This is a genomic window from Streptacidiphilus sp. EB103A, from assembly GCF_041261405.1.
In the GTDB taxonomy this organism is placed as follows: domain Bacteria; phylum Actinomycetota; class Actinomycetes; order Streptomycetales; family Streptomycetaceae; genus Streptacidiphilus.
Genome location: NZ_JBGCAQ010000002.1, coordinates 372298 through 395815, shown reverse-complemented (window position 1 = coordinate 395815; position 23518 = coordinate 372298). Strand labels below are relative to the sequence as shown.

The following is a 23518-nucleotide window of genomic DNA, read 5'->3' as shown; positions in this document are numbered from 1 at the left end:
CAGGGCGATGGAGGGTCCGCGGCCTGCGCGTATCGGCCTGGTGCCGCGTCAGATGGGGGCCGGTGCTCCGGAGCAGGCGCTCTGACGGAAGAGAACGGGGCTGAGGAGGTACGGCACCCGCCCCGGGCTCGGCTGGTTGCCCAGCCGGGGCCGCAGGATGGCGCAAGTTGGGCAAAGGCCCGGTCCGGCGGCGGGCCGGTGCGAACAGCCCGGGGGCGTCCTCGTCCTGCCGGCCCCGCTCCACCAGCCGCTTCAGCTTCGACCGGGTGCCCTCGATCTTCACGGCCGAGGCGTCCTCCTCCACCTTCACGGTAGAGACGAGCCGCCCCGAGCACAGCCCCAAGCGCCGCTCCCGCAACTCAGCCCTTCACTCCAGAGGAGTCGCACCCAGTTCCGATGCCGTGGGCGAGGAGGCTCTCGGCGGTGTCCGCGATGGTGTCTTGGATGGGACGTGCTCGCCACCCGAGAAGTTGCTCCGCCTTGGCGCTTGTGGCGTCCAGATCCCGGCCGAGCTGGTGCCTGAGCAGTCGCAGTTCCGGGTTCACGATGCCCAGTGCGCGCGCGAGCCACACGGGCAGTTCACGGGTCGGGGCTTTCGCGGCGCGCTCACCGAGGCGGTCATGCAGAATGCGTGCGATGTCGACGACGCGCAGGCTGCGTCCGGCGATGGCCAGGAAACGTTCGCCGGCGGCTGCCGGATCGGTCATCGCGCGCAGGTGCAGGTCCGCGACGTCGCGCACGTCCACGAAGCCCATCCCGAAGGGAGGGCACGCAGGAACCTGTCCCTCGAGCATTCTGCGCACCAGGCGCAGCGATGGCGGGTCGTCCGGGCAGAGCAGTGGGCCGAGGACCCCCACGGGATGAACGGCTGCCAGTTCCAGACCACCGCCTTCGTCTTGCACGAACTGCCAGGCGGCGCGTTCGGCGAGCGTCTTGGACCGCTGGTAGGGCGGGATATCGCTGTCGACGTTGGTCCAGTCCTCCTCGGTGAACGGGGTCGAGCGCGGGGGGTGCCCGATCCCGATGGCACCGAAGGCGCTGGTGAGGACAGCGCGGCGGACGCCGGCGTCGCGGGCGGCGCGCAGCACGCGCAAGACGCCCTCGCGTGCCGGGACCACCAGCTCGTCGTCGTTGGCCGGTGTATGGCGCAGGGTCGGCGAGGCGACGTGGAGGACGAAGTCGCAGTCGGCGACGGCAGCTTTCCAGCCGTCGGGGTGTTCGAGGTCGGCGCGTACGACCGTGAGACGGTCGTCGTCGAAGGGTGTGGCGGCGTGGAGCCAGGAGCGCAGTGCCGGCTCGCGCCGAAGGTCGCGGACGGTGGTGCGGACGGTGTGCCCGGCGTCGAGCAGAGCCGTCACGCACCAGCTCCCGATGAAACCGGTGCCTCCGGTGACCAGTACCTGTGTCATCTGTCTCTCCTCAACTCTCGACTCGTGCGCTAAGGGGTGCCAGTGGGTGCGGCGCGTGGTGCCGCTGGGCGGCGGCCAGGCTGCTTCCCAGGAGGACGTGGCCGATCATGATCGGGTAGATCACGGCGCGCTCGAACAGGCCGATGTTCCACATCCAGCCGGTGAACACGTCGGCCATGAAGACCGGGAATGCGATCAGTCCGACGGTGCCCAGCGCGATGCTCGCGATGGAGCGGCCCCTGGTGAGGCCGATGCGGGCACCGCCGGCTCCGACGGCGATCGCCATGAAGTTGCCGGCGAGCATGACGCCCTGCGCGCCGAAGGTGTGGAATGCGATCAGGCCGTTGCTGACGTCGGCGTTGGAGCCCTGGAAGATGCCGACGAGCGAGACCCCGGCGCCGGCGAGGACGGCGAGGATCAGGATGATGATCGGGCGGGTGCCCTTGCGCGGGTCGAATACGAGGAACGCGCCGACGATCAGGAGGGTGCCGTAGGCAACCCAGCCTGCGTCCATGACGGCACCCAGGGGGGAGTTGGCGACCTGTCCGAACGCGGTCTGCGGCGGGCCGGTCAGGCCGAGGTGGCTGACCCAGTTGTGCAGGGGCGAGTACGGCGGGTCCTGCCAGGCGGCTGCGGTGATGAGCTCGGCGACCCAGGACACGAGTGGGCCCAGGAGGACGAGGAGGGCTCCGGCGCGGGCAGCGGCGCCGGAGCGGACGATGGGGTTCACGCGAGAGCCATTCCGGGGACGCGCTTGCGGATGGCCTCCATCTCGGCTTCGTCGGAGACGCCCTGCCAGTCGTGGCGGGGGGTGTAGGGGGCCTCCAGGGCGCGCACCTGATCGTCGGTGAGCTCGACATCGAGGGAGGCCACCGCCTCGTCGATCTGCCCGATCGAGCCGGCGCCGACCAGCGGTGCGGTGACGACCGGCTGGCGTCGCAGCCAGGCGAGCGCGACCTGGGCGCGGCTGACGCCGTGGGCGCCCGCGACCTGTCCGACCGCGTCGATGATCGCGTGGTTGGCCGCCTCCTCTGTGGGCGAGTAGAGCAGGTCCGCGTAGGCGCCGTCCGTCTCGGAGCGCGCCGTCGAGCGGGCGTCGTCCCAGGCGCGGGCGAGGCGGCCGCGGGCCAACGGCGACCAGATGACCGTGCCGACGCCCTGGTCCAGGCACAGCGGGATCATCTCGCGCTCCTCCTCACGGGCGAGCAGGTTGTAGTGGTCCTGCATCGACACGAACCGCGCCCAGCCGTTCTGCTCCTGCAGGTGCAGCGCCTTGGCGAACTCCCACGCGTGCATGGACGAGGCGCCGAGGTAGCGGACCTTGCCGGCCTTCACGAGGTCGCTGAGCGCTTCGAGGGTCTCCTCCCAGGGGGTGGAGTGGTCGTTGCGGTGGATCTGGTAGAGGTCGATGTAGTCCGTGCCGAGGCGGCGCAGCGAGTGGTCGACCTCGGTCATGATCGCCTTGCGTGACAGGCCCCGGCCGTTGGGTCCCAGCCGCATCGGATGGCGCAGCTTGGTGGCGATCACCACGGCGTCGCGGTCGGCGAAGTCCTTGAGCGCGCGGCCGAGGATCTCCTCGCTGGAGCCGTTGGAGTACATGTTCGCGGTGTCGAAGAAGTTGATCCCCGCCTCCACCGCGTGCTTGATGAGCGGTCGCGCGTCCTGATCGCCCTTCGACCAGACCGGGTGGCCGCGGTCGGGTTCGCCGTAGGTCATCGCGCCGATCGCGATCGGGGAGACGTCGAGGCCGGTCGTGCCGAGCTTGATGTAATGCATGACGCTCCTTAGAGTATGTGGAGAGCTCTCCATTAAACGTAGTGGAGAACTCTCCACTTATCAAGGTGAGGTCCAGTGGTCCGTTCAGACGCCCGCGAGAACAGGGCGCGCATCCTCGCCGCCGCACGCGAAGCACTCGCGGCGGACGGCAGCACGTCGACGAACCAGATCGCCCAGCGCGCCGGAGTCGGCCCGGGCACCCTGTACCGCAACTTCCCCACACGCGAGTCGCTGGTCCTGGCCGTCTACCAGGACGAGGTGGCACGCATCACCAGCACCGTGCCCGACCTGCTGGCCCGGATGCCGCCGCTGGAGGCACTGCGCCACTGGACGACCGACCTCGTCGAGGCCATGCGCAGAAAGCACGGCCTCGGCGACGCCCTCGGCCCGGGCGCGCACCAGGCAATCACCGAGCAGAGCTACGGCCCCGTCATCGCCGCCCTCACACAACTCCTTGACGCCGGCAAGACAGACGGCACCATCCGCGAGGACGCCTGTCCCGGCGACTTCCTCCAGCTCACCGGCGCACTCTGGCGCGCCACGTCCACCCCCGAAGACCCGGCCCCCCGCATGCTCGCGCTCATCCTCGACGGACTTCGCACGCACCCGTAGATGCCGAGCACGAGACAGGGTCCGAACTCCCACCCCCAGCTCCCGTGAGGCCAGGGTCTGTACGGTGAGGGGTGGGAAGTCCCGGACAGCAAGCGCTAGTTGATGACTAGCGTGACGAATGGGACCGAGATCGCCGAGGGGGCCGTGCCTGGAGCTGGGGACGCTGGGCTGGAGGTGCTGGACCGGGACCTGGTCGGGCAGCTGGTGGCCCAGGCCCGGGCCGGCGGGATGAAACTGAGCGGTGAGGGCAGCCTGCTGGCCGAGCTCACCTGGCGGGTGCTGGAGTCGGCGCTCGAAGGTGAGCTGGCCGACCACCTGGGCCGTGGTCGGCATGAGGTCACCACCGGCGACCAGGTGCCGAACCATCGCAACGGGCACCGGTCCAAGACGGTGACCACCGAGGTGGGACCCGACGCACGGGAGATCTCCGCCCACCCGCGGGAGATCTACGGAACCGAGGTCTCCAAGCAGACGATCTCCACGATCACCGGCAGCGTGTCGGCGGGCATGGTCGAATGGCAGAACCGCCCCCTGGACGTAGCCGATGTCGCCAGCCAGGACGACGCCAAGCCCTACCGATGGGCCTTTTCTCGTTCCTGTGCCTGCTGGGCCCGGCGGGCCCGAGCCATCGTTGCGTCCAGCGCGTCGCGGGTGTTGATGAGGTCTGTGATGTGGGACGAGAGCTTCTCGCGTTCCTGGGCCATCCGCTCGAGCGCGGACCGGGAGTTGTCGAAGCTCGGCGAGTCCACGCAGGGCAGCAGCTCCAGGATGGTGCGGCTGGAGAGTCCCGCGGTATAGAGGCGCTGCAGGAACAGGACCCGCTCGACGTCCTCGTCCCGGAAGCGGCGTTGCCCACGCGCGCTGCGCTCGCTCGTGATCAGGCCCTGCTCCTCGTAGTAGCGCAGAGACCTGACACTGACGCCACTGCGTCGCGCGAGCTCCCCGATGCGCATGCCCGCCACTCCTCGCTGCGACCGATGTCCTGCCCACGTGACCTGCGCCACATGACTTGCCTCTGACATCAATGTCAGGTTCTAGCGTAGCTCGCGAGCCCGGGACGCGGGAAACACAGGGCGACAGCCGAGCCATCTGAAGCGGCCAAGCCATCGAGAAAGGGACCAGCGCCATGTCGGTTGTGATCACCGGAGCGACCGGACACCTCGGACGTCTCGTCGTGGAAAGCTTGCTCGAAGCCGGCACACCCGCCGACGACATCGTCGCGACGGGTCGGGATGCCGCCAAGCTGGAGCAGGTCGGCTCACGCGGCGTCACCACGCGCCGCGTGGACTTCGCCGACCTGGCGCCGTTGGAGGCGGCGTTCGCGGGAGCCGAGAGCCTCCTGCTGGTGTCCACGACCACCGTGGGCGAGCGGTTCGCCAACCACCGCCGTGCCATCGATGCGGCGCGCGCCGGCGGCGTCAAGCAACTCGTCTACACCAGCTCGCTGAACGCAGCCACGGCGCGCATGCGGCTGGCCGAGGAGCACCGTCGAACCGAGGAGTACTTGCGCGAGAGCGGGATTCCGTTCGTCATCCTGCGCAATGGATGGTATTTGGAGAACTACACCGGCCAGCTCCCGCTGATCCGCCAGCACGGCGTGCTGCTGGGCAGCGCGCGCGACGGCGCCGTCAGCGCTGCGAGCCGCCGTGACTACGCCGACGCAGCAGCGGTCGCGCTGACCCAAACGGGCCACGAGGGAGCCACTTACGAACTGGGCGGCGAACCATTCACGCTGTCCGACCTGGCCGCCACGATCGGCGAGGAGCTCGGCACACACATCACCTACCGGGATCTGCCGGTCGCTGCCTACGCCGAGGCGTTGACCGGCGCCGGGCTTCCGGCCGAAATGGCGACGGTGCTGGCCGATGCCGACGCCGGCCTGGCACGAGGCGAGCTGTACACCGACAGTGACGACCTGCCACGTCTGATCGGTCGCGCGGCCACCACCCACCGCGATGCCGTGCGCGCCGCGCTCGCCCATGGGTCAGTGAGTCCGACCAGCGCGTAAATCCTGCAGATGCGGTACAGCGCGCCGATCGTCGCCTCAGCGTCGCCGATGCCCGGGGAATCCCGCGCCCGCCGGGCAGCCAGCGAAACCGTGCAGGTCCAGGCCGGACCGACGGCGGGCAACTCCTTCGAACTCGATGCCATCGCCGCCGCCTTCATCGGCGGTGCCGCCGTCCAGGGCGGCGTGGGCAAGGTCGTGGCCCACAGCAGCGATCGGGCTTTCGCTGCTGTGGAGCTCCACAGCAGGGGCGGTTCACACCCCCGCACCGGCCGGGCCGTCCGGGGACGGCGTGGGGTCGGTCAGGGGTCCGGGTCGGCGGAACAGGCGGCGCCTGGGGTTCTGGTCGGGGAGCCAGCCGAAGGTGAGGCAGCTGCCGGCCAGGCCGAGCAGCAGCCCGACGATGAAGCCGCCCAGGTTGGAGGTGATCCAGCTGCCCAGGGTCAGCAGCACGCCCACCACGGAGTAGAACAGCCGCTGAGCCGGGTTGAAGAGGACCAGCAGGCCGCAGACCACCATCAGGCTCGGGACCAGGTAGGCCGCGATTCCCTCCATGCCGACGTGCATCACGACCGGGAGCGCGGCCTTCTCCGTCACCAGAATCTCGGCGCCGGAGAGGGTGAGCAGCAGACCGCCCCAGAAGGGGCGGCCGCCGCGCCACGCCTTGAACGCTCCCATCAGCAGGCCTTGTCGGAGAAGCTCAGGTTCAGACCCGGCAGCGTGAACACCGCCGCGGTGGTGGCGTAGTTGGTCTGCCGCAGGTTGTTGATGGTGACCGTGTCGGCCTGCTGGCCGAAGACGCCCAGCGGGCCCGCGACGCCGGCCTCGGTGAAGGTGCTGGCGTCACCGCCGATCTCGATGTTGTTGAACGAGGCGTCACCGGACACCAGCGTGGAGTCGGTGGTGAGGTGGCTGGCGCTGACCGGGCTGCTGCCGGTGCCCGCGGTGATGCGCAGGTTGATGCCGCCGAGGTCGACGCTCTGGCACAGGTTGGTCAGCGTCGCCGACTTGATCGCGGAGACCACGACCAGCTCCTGGCCGCCGGAGCTGCCCGCGTTCGGGCTGTTGTCGGCCATGTTGTCCAGGCCGCCGAACTGCTCAAAACCGGTGCCCTGCAGCTTGTCCGCGGTGACGGTGAAGGGCATTCCGGAGATGGAGAACTGGGCGGCCAGCGCGCCCTGGGCGGTGAGGACCATCATCGTCGCGGTCACGGCGACGGCCGGAACCGCCATCACCGCGGCCCGGCGCAGCCGGGTACGCCCGGGTCTGGTCGGGGTCTCCGCCGCGGGCGGCTCGGAGTCGTGAGAGGGGACGTCGGTGGGCAGGGCCATGGTTGCTCCTGGAATCGGGCCTGACAGAGGCCCACGAGAGTGGGCATGCACGAGCTTGCTGGGCACGATGTCCTGGCGCGGACGATGGCTGCGAGGTGTCACTCCCGGCTTCCCGGTCGAGCGGTGGGGTGGCGCGACTCACAGGTGGTGGCGACTGGAAGCTACCGCTTGGTAGTGAACACGTCAAGGGATGTGTGAACAAAGCGTGTTGACGGCGCGTCGGCCGTGCGCCGAATGCCCCCGGGCCGTCAGGGCGCCAGGCAGGGCGCCGACGAGGGCGAGAGCGCCGCGGCCGGGCCGGGGTCGGCGAGGCAGGGTCCGGCCTGCTCCGGGCCCAGGAAGGGAGCCAGGACGAAGAAGGTCAGGCCCGGCAGCAGGGCCGGGAGGTCGTCGGCTCGCCCCGCGGCGACGCGGCGGTAGATCGCGGCGTAGACCCCGCCGATCACGGTGTCCACCAACTCGGCTTCGGGGATCGGCAGTTCGGCTCCGGGGACGTCGGCGAAGAACCCGCGGAACCGTGCGAGCAGGGCCTCGCGCTCCTCGCGTCCGGCGGGCCCGACCGCGTCGATCTCGACGATGGCCAGGCTCGCGAAGGCGGGCGCCTCGGCGAGGATGCCGAGCAGCGCGCCGAGGCCGGCCCGGACACCGGTCGGCCAGTCCGGCGCCTGCTCGTACGCGTCCTCCATGGCCCGGATGACCAGTGCCGTCCCGTACCGGTGGGCGGCGATGAAGGCATCCTCCTTGCCCTTGAACAGCTCGTAGAAGACCGGCCTGGTGACCCCCGCGGCCTGGCAGATGTCGCTGATCCGGGCACGGGCGTAGCCGACCTGCGCGACCGTGCGGACGATTCCGTCGAGCAGCCGGTCGCGCTGGGTGGCGGCGACCACCTCGGGCGGGGTACGCCGCGGCCCGCGCGGTATCGATCGTTCCGGGTCACGGCCTGCCCGCGTGCCGGGGAGCACCAGGGGAAAGGGCGGCGAGGAACTGGCTCTCATCTCGAACTTCCTTCCAAGTGCTTGACTATGAATACCCATCAGGTTTACAACTCTCGCAGGTTTTCCTCTCCTGCAGGCCCGTGGCGCCGGGCCCTTGCGAGCCACCCTCCGAGGGAAACCGCGGCACCAGTCCTCCCGGCACGATCCCGTAGCAAGGAGCCCGTGCTCATGACCGTCTCCGCCCCGTTGGCGCGTTCCACATCGAGGCAGCCTGCCCGGACGGCATCCCCCGTCGACCACGTCCGGCGCACATCGGCACCACCACAGCTCCGCTGACCCCCCGGTCCCCCCGCGCTCCGGGCCTGCCGGACCAGCAGCCCCGCCGCAAGTTTCGCGGACCGGGGCAGCGTCAACAAGTACGCCGCCGGCGCGACCGCCGCGATCGAATCCACGTCAGCGACACGGACCCGACACCGCATGCGTGCCGGACCCCCGCGCGCGATACGCCATGTGTCGAGCGGTCGGCCCAAAGACCGCCGCTGCCGGTCCGAGGCGCAGGGAGAAGTCGCCTCCGACCGGCAGCGGCACCCAACTGCCGCCTGCCGCGCGCACCTTCCGTCACCGTTCCCCTGACGACCCCACCCCTTTGCTCTCCCCCACCCGAAAGAGGACTCCCCCATGCGCAAGCGCCCCGCCTTCGCCCTCGCCGTCGTCGCCGCCTCGGCACTGGCCCTGACCCCGATCACCTCCGCATCCGCGGACGACGCCGTGCTGACCTACGGCAGCGCCGGCGGCACCGCCGTCGCGGTCGGCGACGTACTGACCGCCCCGCTCGCCAGTGGCACCAATGCGACCCTCTACTCCAGCAGCACCGGCACCAGCGGGATCACCTGCACCTCCTCGCAGCTCACCGCCACGGTGACCAGCAACCCGGCCACCTCGGGCACCGCCACCGAGTCCGCGACCGCCCAGACGTTCAGCAGCTGTACCAGCAACGTCTTCGGCGTCCTGGCGGTCAAGAGCATCACGGTGAACGCCCTGCCCTACACCACGTCCGTCAACTCGAACGGCACCCTCACGGTGGCCCCGAGCGGCACCGCGATCCAGACCACGGTGGTTCTGAGCACCCTGCTCGGCAGCATCACCTGCGTCTACCAGGCGCCGAGCCTGAGCGGAACCACGTCCAACACCGACAACAGCATCACCTTCAGCAACCAGGCGTTCACCAAGTCCTCCGGCTCCTCGCTCTGCTTCAGCAGCGGCTACTTCACCGCCACGTACGCGCCGATCGCCGACAGCAGCGTCAGCGGCAGCCCCTCGGTCTACGTCAACTGAGGCGGGCCAGACCTCGGCGCGGCCCCGCGGTGCTGTCCGAGCACCGCGGGGCCGCGCCGACAGGGGCCTCCATCAGGCCGTGGCGTCCGCCGGGAGCGCCGCGACGATCCGGCTCCTTCCGCCGCTCACCGCGAAGTACAGCGAGCCGGAGACGATGACGCCGATGAACCAGCTGTACGGCCCGAGCGCCGCGCTGTAGCCGGCCGGCCCGTAGATCGGGAGAAGGCTGGAGAAGACCGCGCCAACGGCCCCGGCGGCGAAGGCCCGGATGTTCCAGCCGCCCTGGAAGCGGAACTCGCCGTTCTCCCGGTAGAGCGCCGGGACGTCGAGCTGCGCCTTGCGGATCAGGTAGTAGTCCACGACGATCACGCCGAAGATCGGGCCCATGGTCGAGCCGATGGCGTTGACGAAGCTCGGCGCGTTGTCCCACGGGTGCATCGGGTAGAGCAGGAGCGCGATGACGGCGGCGATCATGCCTCCGCGCCGGAAGTCGATGTACTTCGGGGCGACGTTGGCGAAGTCGAACGCCGGGCTGACGAAGTTCGCGACCACGTTGATGCCCAGCGTGGCGACCGCGAAGGTCAGGGCGGCGAGCAGGACGAGATAGACGCTGCCGAACCTGGCCGAGATCTTGGCGGGTTCCAGGATCACCTGACCGTAGACCTTGCTGGCCGCCGCGGTTGTCAGGGCGGCGACGAAGGAGAAGAGGATGAGGTTGACCGGCAGCCCCCAGATGTTCCCCTTGCGCAGCGTCTTCTCGTCGGGCACGAATCGCGCGAAGTCGCCGAAGTTGAGGACCAGAGCCGCGAAGTAGGTGATCCAGGTCGCCGCTATCGCCGCGATCGCGGCCAGCGAGCCGGGGGTCACGCTCAGGCCCGTCGAGCTCTTGGCCAGCGCGGCGAGATCCTTGGCCGGCATGTCGACGGAGAAGGACAGCGCGCCGGCCTTGACCGACAGGACGACGGCGAGGACCAGCATCATCAGCCAGACGACCGGCCCGGCGAAGTCCTGGAAGCGGCGCACCGTCTCCATTCCCTTGCTGATGATCAGCAACTGGGCGGCCCACACGCCCAGGAAGCACACCACCTCCAGGCCGCTGTGCCCGAGCAGGTGGGTGGTCGCGTCGAAGTGCCTGGGGCCGCTGTACCTGGTGAGGAACGCGACGATCGCGCCGGCCGCGGCGCTGGTCTGCGCCCCGTACCAGAAGGTGGCGACCACGGCCCGCACCAGCGCCGGGACGTTCGCGCCGAAGGTGCCGAACGAGGCCCGGGCGAGCACCGGATAGGGCACGCCGGTCTTCACCCCGGCCTTGCCGATCAGCGTCATCAGCCAGTAGATCACCAGGGAGCCCACGCCGATCCCGATGACGAACTTGAAGGTGTTGCCGGCGACGAGGAACAGGCTTGCGGCCAGGAAGTAGCCGTAGAGACTGTGCACGTCCGAGGTCCAGACGTTGAAGATGCTGAACGCCCCCCACTTCCGCTCGGTGGCGGGGGCCAGATCGTCGTTGTAGAGCCGCGGTGAGTAATCCGACGGGACCGGGGTCGCGCCTGGGTCCTCCGGGACGGGCGTGGGGGCCGTGCTCTCTGTCGCCGTCATGCTCTCTCCTTGCTGGGCCGACCTGCAGAAGCACTCTTGCGGCGCCGTTGCCGCAGATCAGGTGCCAGATGAAATACAGAGAAGGGCCAGCGCGTTTCGTGCCGATTCCGGCGGTGTAAGCGCCGCATCAACATCGGAAGCACGATTTCGCATGGTGGAATTGAGGTCGCGGCATCAAAGCGCGACGGTGGACCTGTCGTCGGACCGGCAGGTCCACTACCGTCACTGTGCGGTACCCGCTTCGGGGGGAGACAGGGATGGGACGAGTGTGGCCGGGCAGGTTCGGGCCCGGGGACCGGATGTCGGCCCGGTGCCGGAGGATCGTGGCTGCGGCCAACGCACTGGAGTCGTCCGTGCGTTCACGGTCGGATGCAGAACTGGTGGTCCTGGTCGAGGAGTTGCGGCAGCAACACGCGAGTGGACCGTCAGATGCGCTGCTGACGCAGGCCGCAGCCGTGGTACGGGAGAGCGTGCGCCGGGTGATGCGGCTGCGCCTGGACGATGTGCAGCTCATCGGCGGGATCGCCCTGCACCACGGCTCGATGGTGGAGATGAAGACTGGCGAGGGCAAGACCCTGGCGATCGTACTGCCCGCGTTCCTGGGCGCATTGGGCGGCTCCGGGGTCCATGTCATGACGGCCAACGACTATCTGGTGGAACGGGACACGACCGCACTGCGCCCGGTCTACGAGAATCTGGGGATGACCTGCGGGATGGTCCGGGAGGCGGCCGGTCCGCCGCAGGAGAAGCGGCTGCGGGCCCGCGCGGCGTACGCGGCCGACGTCACCTACGGAACCGTGCAGGCCTTCGTCTATGACTACCTGCGGGACAACATTGCCTGGACCGAGGACGAGACGGTCCAGCGCGGCCGGTACCTGGCGATCGTGGACGAGGCCGACTTCGTCATGGTCGACGAAGCGCGTCAGCGGCCGAACCTGTCCAAAACCGTGAAGCACACCGGCCCCGACTACCGCACCATGACCGCAGTGGTCGCCAGGCTGCGGGCCGGAATGCACTACACCGTCGACCCGCACCGCCAGCAGGTCGCCTTGACCGACACGGGTCTGGAGAGGGTGGAGGACCAGCTCGGTGTGACCGACCTCTACAACTCCGCCGGTCCCGACCTGTTGCGCGCCCTGGACGGGGTGCTCAAGGCCAGGGAGGTCTACCGGCGCGACCGTGACTACCTGGTCGAGGACGGCGAGATCCGCATCGTCGACCTGACCACTGGGAGGTTGAGCACCGCGACCTCCCTGGGGAGCGAAGTGATGCAGGCGCTCGCGGTGAAGGAAGGGCTGGAGATCCCGGAGCAGAGCCAGATCCTGGCTTCGGTCTCGGTGGACATGTTCCTGCGCGGGTACCAGCGGCTGGCCGCGATCACCGGTGTGGCCACCGAGCCCAGGGCCTACTCGCGGATCTACGGCCTGGAAACAGTGCGAGTACCCACCGCCCGGCCGGTACTGCGGGTGGACCATCCCGTCTCCTACTTCGCTGACGGGGACCTCAGACTTGCGGCCGCCCTGCGCACGACCGCGAAGCGCCGGGCGACGGGCCAGCCGGTGCTGCTCGGGACCACGTCCATCGCCCAGGCCGAGCAGGTGTCCGCAGCCCTGGCGGAGCAGGGGATTCCGCACGAGATGCTGACCGCGAAGAACCACGCCGCCGAAGCGGAGATCATCGCGCGTGCCGGGCGAGTCGGAGCGGTCACCGTGGTGACCCGGATGGGCGGGCGCGGGGTGGACATCCGGCTCGGAGGCGAGCACGCCGCCGACCGTGACGCAGTGGTCCGCAGCGGTGGCCTCTACGTCCTCGCCCTGGACCTGTTCGAGTCCCGGCGGCTGGAACTGCACATGCGCGGCCGGGCGGGACGCAGGGGCGACCCCGGGGCATCCGAGGTGTTCGTCGCCCTGGACGACACGTCGCTGGCACCGCTGATATCGGCCCGAATACTGGGCATGCTGCACCGGTCGCTGATGCTCAGCGGTGGTACGGAGCCCATTGCCGGTGCCGCAACGACACGGGCACTGGAGCGGGGACTGGACCGCAGGACCGAGCAGCAGGTGGAGAACCTGTGCCGGAAGGTGCGCTACGACGAGGTAGCCGGCGAGCAGTGCGACCTGATCTACCGTCGGCGCCGGGAGCTGTTGGAGAACCAGGGTGTCCGCGCCTGGGTCGCGGCCGCCGTCGACTCCAGCGTAGGACACCTCGTCGAAACAGCGGTCCCGGGGCGGGAAGGCGCCGAGCGGCTGCACCAGGCCCTGGCCGAGCTCTACCCGGTCGGCCTGCCCGTCGCCTCGCTGACCCAGGCCCCGGCCGGACGTGCCGCCGTGCCACCCCGGGAAGCGCTGGCGGCAGCGGTGCGCGCCGACGTGCACGCCGCCTACCAGCGGCGCGAGACATCCCTGTCCACCGCCGTCATGGAGGATCTGGAGCGCCGGGTCTGCCTGTCGGTGCTCGACCGGTCCTGGCGGCAACACCTGGAAGCGCTCGACGATCTGATGAACAACAGCGCCCTGCAGTCGCTTACTGGCGGCGACCCGTTCGACCACTACCGGCGTGAGGCCGACCGGCTCTTCGCACAGATGTCGGATCGCGTCGAACACGACGTCGTCGGCTACCTTTTCCACCTTGACGTGCAACCCTGACCTGACCCGACAGGAACCCGAGAACTACCGGTTCTTGAACTCCTCGATGGCCGCTCGGACCGTCTGCCCCATCGTGTCGCTGCCGGCGTGGCCCGAGTCCTCGATGATGTGCAGTCGCGCGCCCGGCCAGGCCTTCGCCAGCTTCCACGCCGTCTGGACCGGGCTGCCCATGTCGTGCCGGCCGTGGACCAGCACCGCCGGGATCCCGGCCAGCTTGTGGGCGTCGCGCAGCAGTTGGTCCTCCTCCAGCCATGCGCCGTTGCTGAAGAACTGGGCGCAGATCCGGACGAACGCGATCTGCGCGTCGATCTCGCGGTCGCTGTACATACCGGGCACACCGTTGGGCTCGTTGGAGATGACCGCGTCCTCCCAGGCGAGCCAGTCGGCGGCGGCCTTCTCCCGGACGGCCCGGTCGGGGTTCTCCATCAGCCGTGCGTAGGCCGCCAGCAGGTCGCCGGTCCGCTCCTGCTCGGGGACGCCGTCGCGGAACCGGTCCCAGGCCTCGGGGTAGAACCGTCCGGCGCCCCGGTAGAGCCAGTCGATCTCGGAGCGGCGCGTGGTCGTCACCGCCGGGATGACCATCTCGCTGACCCGCTCGGGGTGCTGCTGGGCGTAGGCCAGGATGAGCGTCGAGCCCCAGGAGGCGCCGTTCAGCAGCCACTTCTCGATGCCGAGGTGCTCGCGCAGCCGCTCCATGTCGTCGATCAGGTGCTGCGTGGTGTTCAGGCTCATGTCCGCCGCCGGGTCGGCGGCGTGCGGGGTGCTGCGACCGCAGTTGCGCTGGTCGAAGCGGATGACGCGGTAGCGCTCGGGGTCCCAGGCCCTGGTCGGCTGCCGCGACGCGCCCGAGCCCGGGCCGCCGTGGACGTTCAGGGCGGGCTTGCCGTCAGGATTGCCGAGTTGTTCGTAGTAGACGCGGTTGCCGTCCCCGGTGTCGAGGAACCCGTGGTCGTAGGGGCTGAGGGGAGGGTAGAAGTCAACCATGGAGGCGATCCTAGGGTTCTGATCGCGACGCACGCGAACAATGGACCGGATACCCTCCCCGCTGACAAATTACGTGGTGTTCTGCCTGCATACGGGGGAATTCTGACGATCAGTGGGCATTCAGGTGCCTATGATCCACATTCGTGACAGAGAGTCAGCCGATCCCGGCACGCGGTGAGACAGCCACCGTCATCATCCTCGGTGCCGGACCCGCCGGGCTGGTGCTCGGAAACGCTCCTGCGCCTGCTCACCGGGGCGTGGACCACCCAGGCCCTCGCGGCGTTCGCGGAACTGCGGGCACCCGACGCCATGGACACCGCCACCGGCATCGCAGCCGACGCGCTCGCCCGGGCCCTCGGCGCGCACCCGGACAGCCTGGCCCGGCTGCTGCGCTACCTCATGACGCTGAACGTGGTCACCGAGCACCCGGACGGCTTCCGGCTCACCGAACTCGGCGCCCTGCTGCGCGCGGGCCGCCCTGGGTCGCTGCGACCGCTCGCCCTGATGTACGGCGGTGTCTTCTACCAGTCCTTCGCTGACCTGGGCCGCACCGTACGCACCGGCGAGACCGCCTTCGACCACCGCTTCGGCGAGAACCACTTCGACCACTTCGCGCGCCGTCCCGCACTCGGAGAGCTGTTCGACCAGTCCATGGCCGCGAGCTCGCGCATGTTCGAACCGCTGGCCGCGCATCCGGTCATCACCGCCGCCGGCCGGGCCCCGGCACCCGCCACCGTGGTCGACATCGCGGGCGGGAACGGGGAGTTGCTCGGCCGCCTCCTGGCTGCACACCCACGGCTGCGCGGCGCGCTGCTCGAACGCCCGCACGTCGTCGAGGCCGCCCGCCGGTCGCTGGAGGCGGCCGGTCTGGGCGGGCGGTACGACTGTCTGCCGGGCGACTTCGCGGACGTGCCGCCCGGCGGCGACGTCTACCTCCTCTCGCGGGTGCTGCACGACTGGGACGACGACCGCTGCCGGGAGATCCTGCGCGGCATCGCCCAGGCCATGGCCGCCTCGGCCGACCTGCTCATCGTCGAGCGCGTACTGCCGGGCGACGGCTCGGCCTCCCTGGCCGCCGCGTGGGATCTGCACATGATGTGCAACGTCGGCGGCCGCGAGCGCCGCGCCGACCACTACGCCCGGCTCCTGGCCGAGGCGGGTCTGGCACTCGTGGACGTCTCGCCGCTGCCCCTGGACGCCTCTGTGCTGCACGCCCGAAAGGTTCCGGCACTCACCGCGGATGCGCGGTGAAAACCTCGTGCAGGATGTCCATGTAGGCGCCGTGGCCGCTGGCGCTGGGCCAGTCGGTGGACGACTCGACCGCCGTTCCCTCGCCCCATTCGTTGTAGGTCACCACCAGCTGGAACGGATCACCCGAGGTGGCTACGGTGGTGGCGTCCTGACGGAAGCGGGCGAGGTCGCGCGGGACCGCCGGCGTCTTCGCGTCGTTCTTCCAGAACCCGGGCGACAGGATCGCCGAGTAGCCCTGCTGCACGTCCAGGCCGGAGGCGTACTGGTGCCAGCCCTGCGGCTGGTCGGCGCAGTCGCGGTAGCCGCCGAACACCTTCAGCACGACGTAGTAGCCCTCGCCCCGGTTGGCCTGCGCCCACCGGGTGGCCATGGCGCAGCCGTCCCCGCCCGAGCCGTACACGAAGATCACCGGTTTGCCGTCGATGTGCAGCCAGGTCTTCTGGTCGGAGTACTTGCGCAGGTACTCCAGGTCGCTTCTGATCACCGTGGACGAGGGGTCGCCGTAGGCCTCCTCCTCGTAGTACACCGTCCAGGAGAAGCCGAGTTTGGCGCCCTCGGACAGCAGCAGCGGCAGCCGCTTGTCCTCGCGCTTGCCCGGGCCCCACCAGGAGGAGATGCCGGCCTGGAGACCGCCGTACTGCATGTCCTTGATCTGGCGGTCGACCGTGGCCGGGACGTCCACGGAGTACTGGCCGGCCGAGGGCGTGTAGTGGCTGCCCGCGCCGCTGAAGTTCTCGGGGTACCAGGGGTAGTAGAAGGCGGCCCGCACCGGGAGCCGGGTGTTGGTGACGGCCGCCGGCTTCGGTGCCGCGGCCTTGGGCGACGGCGTGGGGCTCGGCTTCGGGGTGGGTGAGGGGGAGGCCGCCGGCGCGGAGCGGGTGGCGGAGGGCTGGGCGATGCTACGCACCGCTGCCGGCGCGGCAGTTGCGGCCCGGGACGGGACGGCCTGCCCGGACAGGCCGAAGTAGGCGGCGGTGCCGGTGGCGGTGAACAGGGCGACCGAGGAAATCACCGCGGCCTTCCCGAACGAGACGCTCCCCGACGTCCGCGCGGCGCGGGTCACCACTCTCCCCGCCCTGACCGCCCTGACCGCTGCACGGCCGGCCGCGGCAGCCGAACCGGCTCCGCTCCCGCCCGCGGCGCCGCCGGCCGCACCCCACCCGGCCAGCCCCAACAGGACCGGTGGAACGGACACCAGCGCCACATCGGCCAGCAGCCGCTCCGCCGGCACCAGGTCGACGGGCACGCCGCCGCACATGTCGCAGGTGCGCACGTGCCTGGCCATCCGCTTGCGCCACAGGCCAGTGGGCCGCCCGTCCCAACCACGGAGCACGCGGTCCGCCTCCGGGCACCGGGGCACCGCCTTCAGCGCGCGCACGACCGCCCGCGCGACATCCAGCTGGGCTTTCATCCGCTGCACCCGGACCGCGGCCTGCGGCATCGGCAGCTTCATCGCGGCGGCCAGCTCACTGCGGGTGAGCCGGCCGGCGACCTCCATCCACCACAGCGACAGCAGCTGCCGGTCGTCGGCGTCCAGCCACCGCGTGGCCTCGGCCGCCTCCCTGCGCTGGCCGGACAGGCCCAGCACGGTGATGGTCAGGTCGACGAAGTCGGCTCCCGGATCAGCGAGCTGCGCCGCCTCGTCGAGGCCGCCGATCCCGTCGGTCGGCGGCGCGCTTCGCCGCAGCCGCCAGTGCCGGCGCACCTCCCGCATCGCGATGGCGACCAGCCAGGACCGGAACGCCTCGGGATCACGCAGCTTCCGCACGTCGCGGATCATCTGCAGCATGATCTCCTGCACGACGTCGTCGGTGTCGGCGGGGACGCCCAGCGCACGCCCCACGATGTTGTAGATCAGGGGCAGGTAGTCGGCCACGAGCAGGTCCAGGGCCCGCTGGTCGCCCTGCTGCGCGGCGCGCACGATCGCGGTCTGCGACCGGGGCGCCTGCGGCCCGCCGTACCCACTGTGCGAATTCTCGGTCATGGTTTGAGGAGGGTCCCCGCTCGGCGACGGCATAACAGAAACCGGCGCATCAGCTTCGCCCGGCCCCCGCCGCCATCATGACAGGGCCCGCTCCGGCCGCCGCAGGCGCGGGCCCTCCGCGCCACGGTGGCTAGAAGGCTCCGACGACGGTGAAGCTCTGGTCGACGAAGATGTGGTGCGGCCAGTTGACGCCGATGTAGTGGACCTCGTACTCGCCGTTGCTCAGCTGCACGACCCGGTCGACGACGCCGCCCGGGTAGGCGGCCAGCGCGGCCTGCGTCGCCTTGTTCGCCACTGTCCCGCTGACGATGGTCCCCGAGCCCTCGGTGTAGTTCGCCGGGATCTGGCCGACCTTCTTCGCGGTGCTCGGCGCACCCCGCTGGAAGGGGACCACCCCGGCGGCCGAGGACGCCGCGGATCCGCCGCTGCCGGCCGGTTCCAGGGTGACCTGGGTGGCGGTGATGGTGGTCCCGTTGGCCGTCCCGAGGACGAGGACGTTCTCGCCCGCCGTCACGGAACTCGCCGTGGTCGTACTCGTCCCGTTGAGGTAGGTCGTGGTGGACGCCTCGTTGACGGTCACCTTCTGACCCGCTGCCGTCGTCAGGGTGAAGCCCGACGTGGACACGCTGCCGACGGTGCCGGACGATCCCCCTGCGGCGGGTCCGGACCGGGCGTTGGAGCCCCCGCCGCCCGCCGCCTTGCCGCCGGCGGAGCTGCTTGCGGCCGCGCTCGACCCGGCTGTCGCCGAGGGAGACGAGGAGGGCGACGAGGAGAGACCGACCGAAGCGCCGATCACCGCGGCGCAGGTCAGCCCGGCAGCCGCGACCCAGACGCTCTTCTTCTTGTTCGACAGCAGGCGCCGCACGCCCTTGGGCCCGCGCCCCGGCTCAGCGGTGGCCGCCGGGGTCGGCTCGTCCTGGTGGGGGTTTGCTGGATCGTATGCGTTCATGGTGGCGCTCCTTCATTTCAGGCACCTGCACAAAGCCTGCCTCCCGATTGCATGGGAATACTGAAGGCGGCCTGTGACTATTCCGAAATGTCCCTGAGAAGCGATCTCATGCCGCAGAGCCTCGAACACGTCGCTCGCCGTCGCCGTCGCACGGGGTCATTTCCGCTGTCGCTGATAACAGAAATCAGGCCGGTCGAGCTGTATCCCACATCCGCCCAATGCGCCTTGACCCGCCGTCAGCCGCAGCCGTTGAATTCCCTCGACTGCGAGCGAGCGCCCGTTCGAGATATCCGGCGCAGTCCCCCATCGGCCCTCCCTCCCCCACGGAGAACCACCCCATGTCAGTGAACCACCGCAGGCAGATCTGGTCGCGCCGCAAGCTCCTCACCACGGCGCTCGGCGGCACCGCTGCCGCTGCGGCCGGCGCGTTCGGAATCGTCAAGGCCGCCTCGGCCGGCACGACCCGTGCGTCGGCCAGCGCCGTCGGAGACGTCGTCGGCAAGGTCACCGTCGGCTACCAGGGCTGGTTCGCCGCCATCGGTGACGGCGCCCCCATCAACGCCTGGTGGCACTGGAGCCCCGACTCCAGCAAGGCGCCGTCCCCGTCGAACACCGGCATCAAGTGCTGGCCGGACAACCGGGAGTACACGAAGACGTACCAGACCGGTTACGCCGCACTGGGCAACGGCCAGCCTGCCACCCTGTTCTCCTCCTACGACCAGCAGACCGTGGACACCCACTTCCTGTGGATGCAGCAGAACGGCATCGACACCGCGGCGCTGCAGCGGTTCAACCCCAACGGCAGCGAGGGTCCGACCCGGGACGCGATGGCCACCAAGGTCAGGAGCGCGGCGGAGTCGCACGGCCGCAAGTTCTACATCATGTACGACGCCACCGGCTGGACGAACATGCAGTCGGAGATGAAGGCCGACTGGACCAACAAGATGAAGGCCCACACCGCGTCCAGCGCCTACGCGACGCAGAACGGCAAGCCGGTGGTGTGCATCTGGGGCTTCGGCTTCAACGACGCCAACCACCCCTGGGACGCGGCCACCTGCCTGGACGTCGTCAACTGGTTCAAGGGCCAGGGCTGTTACGTCATCGGCGGGGTACCGCGCGAGTGGCGTACCGGCGTGAACGGTTCGCGAGCCGGCTTCTCCGGGGTCTACCACGCGTTCAACATGCTCTCCCCGTGGATGGTCGGCGCGATCAGCAACGCCGCCGACTCCGACTCGGTCTACCAGAACGTCAACGTTCCCGACCAGGCGGACTGCAACGCCAACGGCGTCGACTACCAGCCCTGCGTGCTGCCGGGCGACGTCTCGGCCAAGCAGCGCGCCCACGGCGACTTCATGTGGCGGCAGTTCTACAACATGGTCCGGGTCGGCGCCCAGGGCATCTACATCTCCATGTTCGACGAGTACAACGAGGGCAACCAGATCGCAAAGACCGCCGAGTCCCAGGCCTGGACACCGACCAACTCCGGCTTCCTCGCCCTCGACGAGGACGGCACCGCGTGCTCCTCCGACTACTACCTGCGCCTGACCGGCGACGGCGGCCGGATGCTCAAGGGCCAGATCGCGCTCACCGCCACCCGCCCCACCCAGCCGGTCGTCGCCACCGCGCCCGCGCTCAGGACGGTCTCCCTGCGCGCCAGGGCCAACAACGACTACGTGACTGCGGAGAACGCCGGCGCAAGCGCCCTCATCGCCAACCGCACCGCCGTCGGCCCCTGGGAGCAGTTCGACGTGGTCGACGCGGGCAACGGCAACATCGCGCTGCGCGCCCGTATCAACGGCAAGTACGTCACCGCGGAGAACGCGGGCGCCAACCCGCTGATCGCCAACCGCACCTCGATCGGCGCCTGGGAGACCTTCAGACTGACCACCAACTCCAACGGCACGATCAGCCTGCTCGCCCAGATCAACGGCAAGTACGTCACCGCCGACAACGCCGGTGCCAACCCGCTGATCGCCAACCGCACGAGCATCGGACAGTGGGAGCAGTTCGACCAGGCCACGGTGTGAACGCAGGTGATGACCCAGGTCACACGGCAACCCATGGTTCAAATTGGAACAAGGCAGGGTAGAGTCGCCCTGGTTCAAATTTGAATATGCCTGCTTGGAGGACGTCATGCGCGTCGCGATCACCGGCTCCACTGGACTCATCGGCTCCGCCCTCACCCGCTCGCTGCTCGCCGACGGCCACCAGGTGGTACGCCTGGTCCGCGACGGGTCGGCGCCGGTCGGCGGGGACGGCAGCGAGTCGGCGCCGTGGGACCCGGCCGCGGGCCGCGTCCGGCCCGGCGCCCTGGACGGCGTCGACGCCGTCGTGCACCTCGCCGGCGTGGGCGTCGGGGACAAGCGCTGGAGTACGGCCTACAAGCAGGAGATCCGCCGCAGCCGGGTCTTCGGGACGCAGACCATCGCACGGGCCTGCGCCGACTCCGACACCCCGCCCCGCGCCCTGATATCCGCCTCCGCGACCGGCTACTACGGCGACACCGGGGACGAGCGCATCGACGAGAGCACGCCGGCCGGCCAGGACTTCCTGGCCGGCGTCTGCGTCGACTGGGAGGCCGCCGCCGACCCCGCCCGGCACGCCGGCATCCGGGTGGTGCACCCGCGCACCGGCCTGGTGGTCTCCGCCAAGGGCGGCGCCTTCGGAAAGCTCATCCCGCTCTTCCGCCTCGGCCTGGGCGGCCGGCTGGGCTCCGGCGACCAGTACTGGCCGTTCATCTCGCTCACCGACCACATCGCAGCCCTGCGCTTCGCGATCGACGACCAGGACCTCTCCGGCCCGGTCAACTTCACCGCCCCCGAACCGCTGACGAACCGTGAGATCACCAGCGCCATGGGCCGCGCCCTGCACCGCCCGGCCATCGCCCCCGTCCCCGCCTTCGCCCTCCGGGCGGTACTCGGCGAATTCGCCTCCGGCATCACCTGCAGCGCCCGAGTCGTCCCGTCCGCCCTGCTCAAGGCCGGCTTCACCTTCAGCCACCCCACGATCGACGAAGCCCTCCACTCCGTCCTGCGAGCCGGCTGACCCCGGGCATCTTCGACTCGCAGGATCGCCTTCGGCCAGGGTGCAGGCACGTGCTGCTGAAACTCGCCGGCGGCGAGAATCCCACCCCGCCGGCCGGCTGGCAGGACTGGCCGGAGTGGGCGGCAGACCGCTGGCCCTCGTGCACGGACAGCTGACCCGACTGCCCCGCCTGCGCTCCAGATGGCCAAGATGGCGCTCTGCTGCGGCGGGGGCCGGAGGCGGCGCCGACCGGCGCTCAGTGCGACGGAGGCTTCAGCGCACCGAGCTCCAGCAGCATCGCCAAGTCGTCACGTACCGCCCAGCGTTCAGCAATCCGTCCGTCGACCAGCCGGTAGGCGAAGGCGACGTCTCTGCGGTAGGTTCCGCCCGGCACGTCGAAGCCTCGGAACGTTCCGCCGGGCCACTCGTGCTCTCGCACGCCGAACTGGACGACCAGGTCGCCCTCCGCGACGATGTGCGACTCCACCCAACGGGCCGGATGCCGGTCACGGCGGGCCCGTAGCAGGAACTGCCGCGTGCCCTCAATCCCAGCCGGCATGCCGGGCGCCAAGGCATGATTGACCATGTCGGGCGTACACAATGCATCCAGTCGGCCCAAATCGCCGCCACCATTGCCCAGCTCATCGAACTCGCGAACGACCGCCTTGTTGCGCTCCGAATCCACCCTACCGAGTGTCCAGTACTCCCCCGCCGAGCACAACGCGGCCCGCCCGTTGAGTGCCCGGGGTCAGCATCCGGCAATCCCTTGGGAGTACGGCACGGGGCTCGACTGACTGCCGGGCGACGTGAACGCGGTGAACCTCTGGTTGTCAGCACCATTGCCCGGCCAGATCTGGAGGGGGTTGCCCTGTACGAACGCCTTCGAGCCGGGGCCTCCCCACACATCCAGCCATTCCGATGACAGAGGTGCGAATGCCGGTTCCAGACTGAACGTACGCGTCTGGTCGCGTGCGCAGATGTACCACAGCTGGTTGGCGGCCCTGCCGCCGCCGGGAGATCCGTAGCAGGTGTAGGCCTGCACTCGGGTACCGGACGCATAGTGAGTGTTGTCGCCGTTGGTGACGTCCAAGCAGGACGGGCTTGTGCCGTAGTGGGCGAAGACCCAGAACATCTGTGCGTAGGCCGAGGAACCAACGGCTGGCGCTATGCACCACTGCTGGGCATTGCCGCCGTTCCCGGTCCACAGCCACACCGGCGTGTTCTGGACCCCGTTCTTGGAGTCGAGCCACAGGTCGTTGGCCACCCCGCCGTCGGCTGGGCTGCCGGGCGCGATTCCGAACCAGCCGTAGTCGCCCGCTCCACCGCACGCCGAGTCGGGCGGGGTCTGCGGCCGCAGCAGCCCGCTGGCCTGAATTGTCGTGCCCGCGTGGCTGGTGGCTGATGCCGTCGGCACGCTTGCGTAGCCGAGGGAGGAGGTTCCCGCCACGGTCGTGACCGCAGTGAGGACGAGTCCCAGGGCAGAGGCGAGCTTCTTGGCGAAACGCATGGCCATCCCTTCCTGGACAAAGCGTGCCTGAGCGGGCGGGACCATGACGCCCTGGATCCGTACAGCCCTGATGGCCCTCCGTTGTCGCTGTTGCTGTGTGCCTGCCATGCATCGTCGGTGATGTGACGGATGACTGTCTAGACCAATTTCTGTCATGTCACGGCGCACCCGG

The 23518-nt window shown here is 69.8% G+C and carries 20 protein-coding genes and 1 pseudogene; 8 read left to right on the top strand and 13 right to left on the bottom strand.

Annotated features, from left to right (window positions below; translation table 11 throughout):
* Nucleotides 1-359 precede the first annotated feature (359 nt).
* Genes ABH941_RS04715 through ABH941_RS04705 form a run of 3 tightly spaced genes read right to left on the bottom strand, consistent with a single transcriptional unit; the run spans nucleotide 360 to nucleotide 3185 of the window.
* Entirely contained in the window at nucleotides 360-1409 is a 1050-nt protein-coding gene (locus tag ABH941_RS04715) for an SDR family oxidoreductase (RefSeq protein WP_370127280.1), read from the bottom strand.
* Nucleotides 1410-1419: 10 nt separating this feature from the next.
* A complete protein-coding gene (locus ABH941_RS04710) occupies nucleotides 1420-2139 on the bottom strand; it encodes a DUF998 domain-containing protein (RefSeq protein WP_370127279.1) in 720 nt (239 codons plus the stop codon).
* On the bottom strand, nucleotides 2136-3185 hold the full coding sequence (locus ABH941_RS04705; RefSeq protein ID WP_370127278.1) for an aldo/keto reductase: 1050 nt from the start codon (nucleotides 3183-3185) through the stop codon (nucleotides 2136-2138). The genes ABH941_RS04710 and ABH941_RS04705 overlap by 4 nt, the downstream gene beginning before the upstream one ends.
* 75 nt (nucleotides 3186-3260) lie before the next feature.
* Here ABH941_RS04705 and ABH941_RS04700 point away from each other — a divergent pair, with 75 nt between their 5' ends.
* Together ABH941_RS04700 and ABH941_RS04695 are read left to right on the top strand one after the other, a co-directional pair.
* Nucleotides 3261-3797: a TetR/AcrR family transcriptional regulator gene (locus tag ABH941_RS04700; protein ID WP_370127276.1), complete on the top strand. Its 537-nt coding sequence runs from the start codon at nucleotides 3261-3263 to the stop codon at nucleotides 3795-3797.
* Nucleotides 3798-3908: 111 nt separating this feature from the next.
* Nucleotides 3909-4595: a transposase gene (locus ABH941_RS04695; RefSeq protein ID WP_370127275.1), complete on the top strand. Its 687-nt coding sequence runs from the start codon at nucleotides 3909-3911 to the stop codon at nucleotides 4593-4595.
* A 17-nt stretch (nucleotides 4596-4612) separates the two neighbouring features.
* Here ABH941_RS04695 and ABH941_RS04690 read toward each other — a convergent pair.
* Nucleotides 4613-4750: pseudogene (locus ABH941_RS04690) on the bottom strand (MerR family transcriptional regulator); the annotation flags it as partial.
* A 173-nt stretch (nucleotides 4751-4923) separates the two neighbouring features.
* On the opposite strand from ABH941_RS04690, the gene ABH941_RS04685 reads away from it, so the two are divergent.
* Entirely contained in the window at nucleotides 4924-5805 is an 882-nt protein-coding gene (locus ABH941_RS04685; RefSeq protein ID WP_370127274.1) for an SDR family oxidoreductase, read from the top strand.
* A 252-nt stretch (nucleotides 5806-6057) separates the two neighbouring features.
* Here the strand turns inward: ABH941_RS04685 and ABH941_RS04680 are convergent, their stop codons facing one another.
* From ABH941_RS04680 to ABH941_RS04670, 3 genes are all read right to left on the bottom strand, one after another.
* Nucleotides 6058-6480 carry a DUF6114 domain-containing protein gene (locus tag ABH941_RS04680; RefSeq protein WP_370127273.1) on the bottom strand — a complete coding sequence of 141 codons (423 nt, stop codon included), beginning with the start codon at nucleotides 6478-6480 and terminating at the stop codon, nucleotides 6058-6060.
* Nucleotides 6480-7133 carry a DUF6230 family protein gene (locus ABH941_RS04675; RefSeq protein WP_370127272.1) on the bottom strand — a complete coding sequence of 218 codons (654 nt, stop codon included), beginning with the start codon at nucleotides 7131-7133 and terminating at the stop codon, nucleotides 6480-6482. Before ABH941_RS04675 ends, ABH941_RS04680 begins: the two co-directional genes overlap by 1 nt.
* Nucleotides 7134-7381: 248 nt before the next feature.
* Entirely contained in the window at nucleotides 7382-8128 is a 747-nt protein-coding gene (locus tag ABH941_RS04670; RefSeq protein WP_370127271.1) for a TetR/AcrR family transcriptional regulator, read from the bottom strand.
* 618 nt (nucleotides 8129-8746) lie between these two features.
* Between ABH941_RS04670 and ABH941_RS04665 the strand changes: the two genes are divergently transcribed.
* Nucleotides 8747-9403, top strand: a complete 657-nt coding sequence (locus tag ABH941_RS04665; RefSeq protein WP_370127270.1) for a Tat pathway signal sequence domain protein — start codon at nucleotides 8747-8749, stop codon at nucleotides 9401-9403.
* A gap of 72 nt (nucleotides 9404-9475) precedes the next feature.
* Here the strand turns inward: ABH941_RS04665 and ABH941_RS04660 are convergent, their stop codons facing one another.
* Entirely contained in the window at nucleotides 9476-11002 is a 1527-nt protein-coding gene (locus tag ABH941_RS04660; protein ID WP_370127269.1) for an NCS1 family nucleobase:cation symporter-1, read from the bottom strand.
* 257 nt (nucleotides 11003-11259) lie between these two features.
* Between ABH941_RS04660 and ABH941_RS04655 the strand changes: the two genes are divergently transcribed.
* Entirely contained in the window at nucleotides 11260-13647 is a 2388-nt protein-coding gene (locus ABH941_RS04655) for a DEAD/DEAH box helicase (protein WP_370127268.1), read from the top strand.
* 24 nt (nucleotides 13648-13671) lie between these two features.
* Here ABH941_RS04655 and pip read toward each other — a convergent pair whose 3' ends face one another.
* Nucleotides 13672-14631 (bottom strand): prolyl aminopeptidase, encoded by a 960-nt coding sequence (gene pip, locus ABH941_RS04650; protein WP_370127267.1) that lies wholly within the window; start codon nucleotides 14629-14631, stop codon nucleotides 13672-13674.
* A 201-nt stretch (nucleotides 14632-14832) separates the two neighbouring features.
* On the opposite strand from pip, the gene ABH941_RS04645 reads away from it, so the two are divergent.
* Nucleotides 14833-15882, top strand: a complete 1050-nt coding sequence (locus ABH941_RS04645) for a methyltransferase (RefSeq protein WP_370127266.1) — start codon at nucleotides 14833-14835, stop codon at nucleotides 15880-15882.
* On the opposite strand, the gene ABH941_RS04640 is transcribed toward ABH941_RS04645, so the two are convergent.
* Together ABH941_RS04640 and ABH941_RS04635 are read right to left on the bottom strand one after the other, a co-directional pair.
* Nucleotides 15863-17866, bottom strand: coding sequence for a sigma-70 family RNA polymerase sigma factor (locus tag ABH941_RS04640; protein ID WP_370127265.1), 2004 nt, complete (start codon nucleotides 17864-17866; stop codon nucleotides 15863-15865). The two genes, ABH941_RS04645 and ABH941_RS04640, sit on opposite strands and share 20 nt — an antisense overlap.
* A gap of 130 nt (nucleotides 17867-17996) precedes the next feature.
* On the bottom strand, nucleotides 17997-18815 hold the full coding sequence (locus ABH941_RS04635) for a hypothetical protein (protein ID WP_370127264.1): 819 nt from the start codon (nucleotides 18813-18815) through the stop codon (nucleotides 17997-17999).
* A 338-nt stretch (nucleotides 18816-19153) separates the two neighbouring features.
* On the opposite strand from ABH941_RS04635, the gene ABH941_RS04630 reads away from it, so the two are divergent.
* Both ABH941_RS04630 and ABH941_RS04625 read left to right on the top strand, forming a co-directional pair.
* Nucleotides 19154-20842 (top strand): xylosidase, encoded by a 1689-nt coding sequence (locus ABH941_RS04630; RefSeq protein ID WP_370127263.1) that lies wholly within the window; start codon nucleotides 19154-19156, stop codon nucleotides 20840-20842.
* A 106-nt stretch (nucleotides 20843-20948) separates the two neighbouring features.
* The gene (locus ABH941_RS04625) at nucleotides 20949-21860 is read left to right on the top strand and encodes a TIGR01777 family oxidoreductase (RefSeq protein ID WP_370127262.1); all 912 of its coding nucleotides are present in this window, start codon (nucleotides 20949-20951) and stop codon (nucleotides 21858-21860) included.
* Between the two features lie 235 nt (nucleotides 21861-22095).
* On the opposite strand, the gene ABH941_RS04620 is transcribed toward ABH941_RS04625, so the two are convergent.
* Together ABH941_RS04620 and ABH941_RS04615 are read right to left on the bottom strand one after the other, a co-directional pair.
* On the bottom strand, nucleotides 22096-22524 hold the full coding sequence (locus tag ABH941_RS04620) for an ester cyclase (protein WP_370127261.1): 429 nt from the start codon (nucleotides 22522-22524) through the stop codon (nucleotides 22096-22098).
* Nucleotides 22525-22587: 63 nt separating this feature from the next.
* Nucleotides 22588-23346 carry an RICIN domain-containing protein gene (locus ABH941_RS04615; protein ID WP_370127260.1) on the bottom strand — a complete coding sequence of 253 codons (759 nt, stop codon included), beginning with the start codon at nucleotides 23344-23346 and terminating at the stop codon, nucleotides 22588-22590.
* Nucleotides 23347-23518 lie beyond the last annotated feature (172 nt).

What these genes read in the sequence shown, in the direction of transcription:
- ABH941_RS04685 (WP_370127274.1), top strand. Translation starts at nt 4,924, where the DNA reads ATGTCGGTTGTGATCACCGGAGCGACCGGACACCTCGGACGTCTCGTC.
- ABH941_RS04635 (WP_370127264.1), bottom strand. Translation starts at nt 18,815, where the DNA reads ATGAACGCATACGATCCAGCAAACCCCCACCAGGACGAGCCGACCCCG.
- ABH941_RS04680 (WP_370127273.1), bottom strand. Translation starts at nt 6,480, where the DNA reads ATGGGAGCGTTCAAGGCGTGGCGCGGCGGCCGCCCCTTCTGGGGCGGT.
- ABH941_RS04615 (WP_370127260.1), bottom strand. Translation starts at nt 23,346, where the DNA reads ATGCGTTTCGCCAAGAAGCTCGCCTCTGCCCTGGGACTCGTCCTCACT.
- ABH941_RS04675 (WP_370127272.1), bottom strand. Translation starts at nt 7,133, where the DNA reads ATGGCCCTGCCCACCGACGTCCCCTCTCACGACTCCGAGCCGCCCGCG.
- ABH941_RS04660 (WP_370127269.1), bottom strand. Translation starts at nt 11,002, where the DNA reads ATGACGGCGACAGAGAGCACGGCCCCCACGCCCGTCCCGGAGGACCCA.
- ABH941_RS04640 (WP_370127265.1), bottom strand. Translation starts at nt 17,866, where the DNA reads ATGACCGAGAATTCGCACAGTGGGTACGGCGGGCCGCAGGCGCCCCGG.
- ABH941_RS04715 (WP_370127280.1), bottom strand. Translation starts at nt 1,409, where the DNA reads ATGACACAGGTACTGGTCACCGGAGGCACCGGTTTCATCGGGAGCTGG.
- ABH941_RS04630 (WP_370127263.1), top strand. Translation starts at nt 19,154, where the DNA reads ATGTCAGTGAACCACCGCAGGCAGATCTGGTCGCGCCGCAAGCTCCTC.
- ABH941_RS04655 (WP_370127268.1), top strand. Translation starts at nt 11,260, where the DNA reads ATGGGACGAGTGTGGCCGGGCAGGTTCGGGCCCGGGGACCGGATGTCG.
- ABH941_RS04625 (WP_370127262.1), top strand. Translation starts at nt 20,949, where the DNA reads ATGCGCGTCGCGATCACCGGCTCCACTGGACTCATCGGCTCCGCCCTC.
- pip (WP_370127267.1), bottom strand. Translation starts at nt 14,631, where the DNA reads ATGGTTGACTTCTACCCTCCCCTCAGCCCCTACGACCACGGGTTCCTC.
- ABH941_RS04665 (WP_370127270.1), top strand. Translation starts at nt 8,747, where the DNA reads ATGCGCAAGCGCCCCGCCTTCGCCCTCGCCGTCGTCGCCGCCTCGGCA.
- ABH941_RS04705 (WP_370127278.1), bottom strand. Translation starts at nt 3,185, where the DNA reads ATGCATTACATCAAGCTCGGCACGACCGGCCTCGACGTCTCCCCGATC.
- ABH941_RS04670 (WP_370127271.1), bottom strand. Translation starts at nt 8,128, where the DNA reads ATGAGAGCCAGTTCCTCGCCGCCCTTTCCCCTGGTGCTCCCCGGCACG.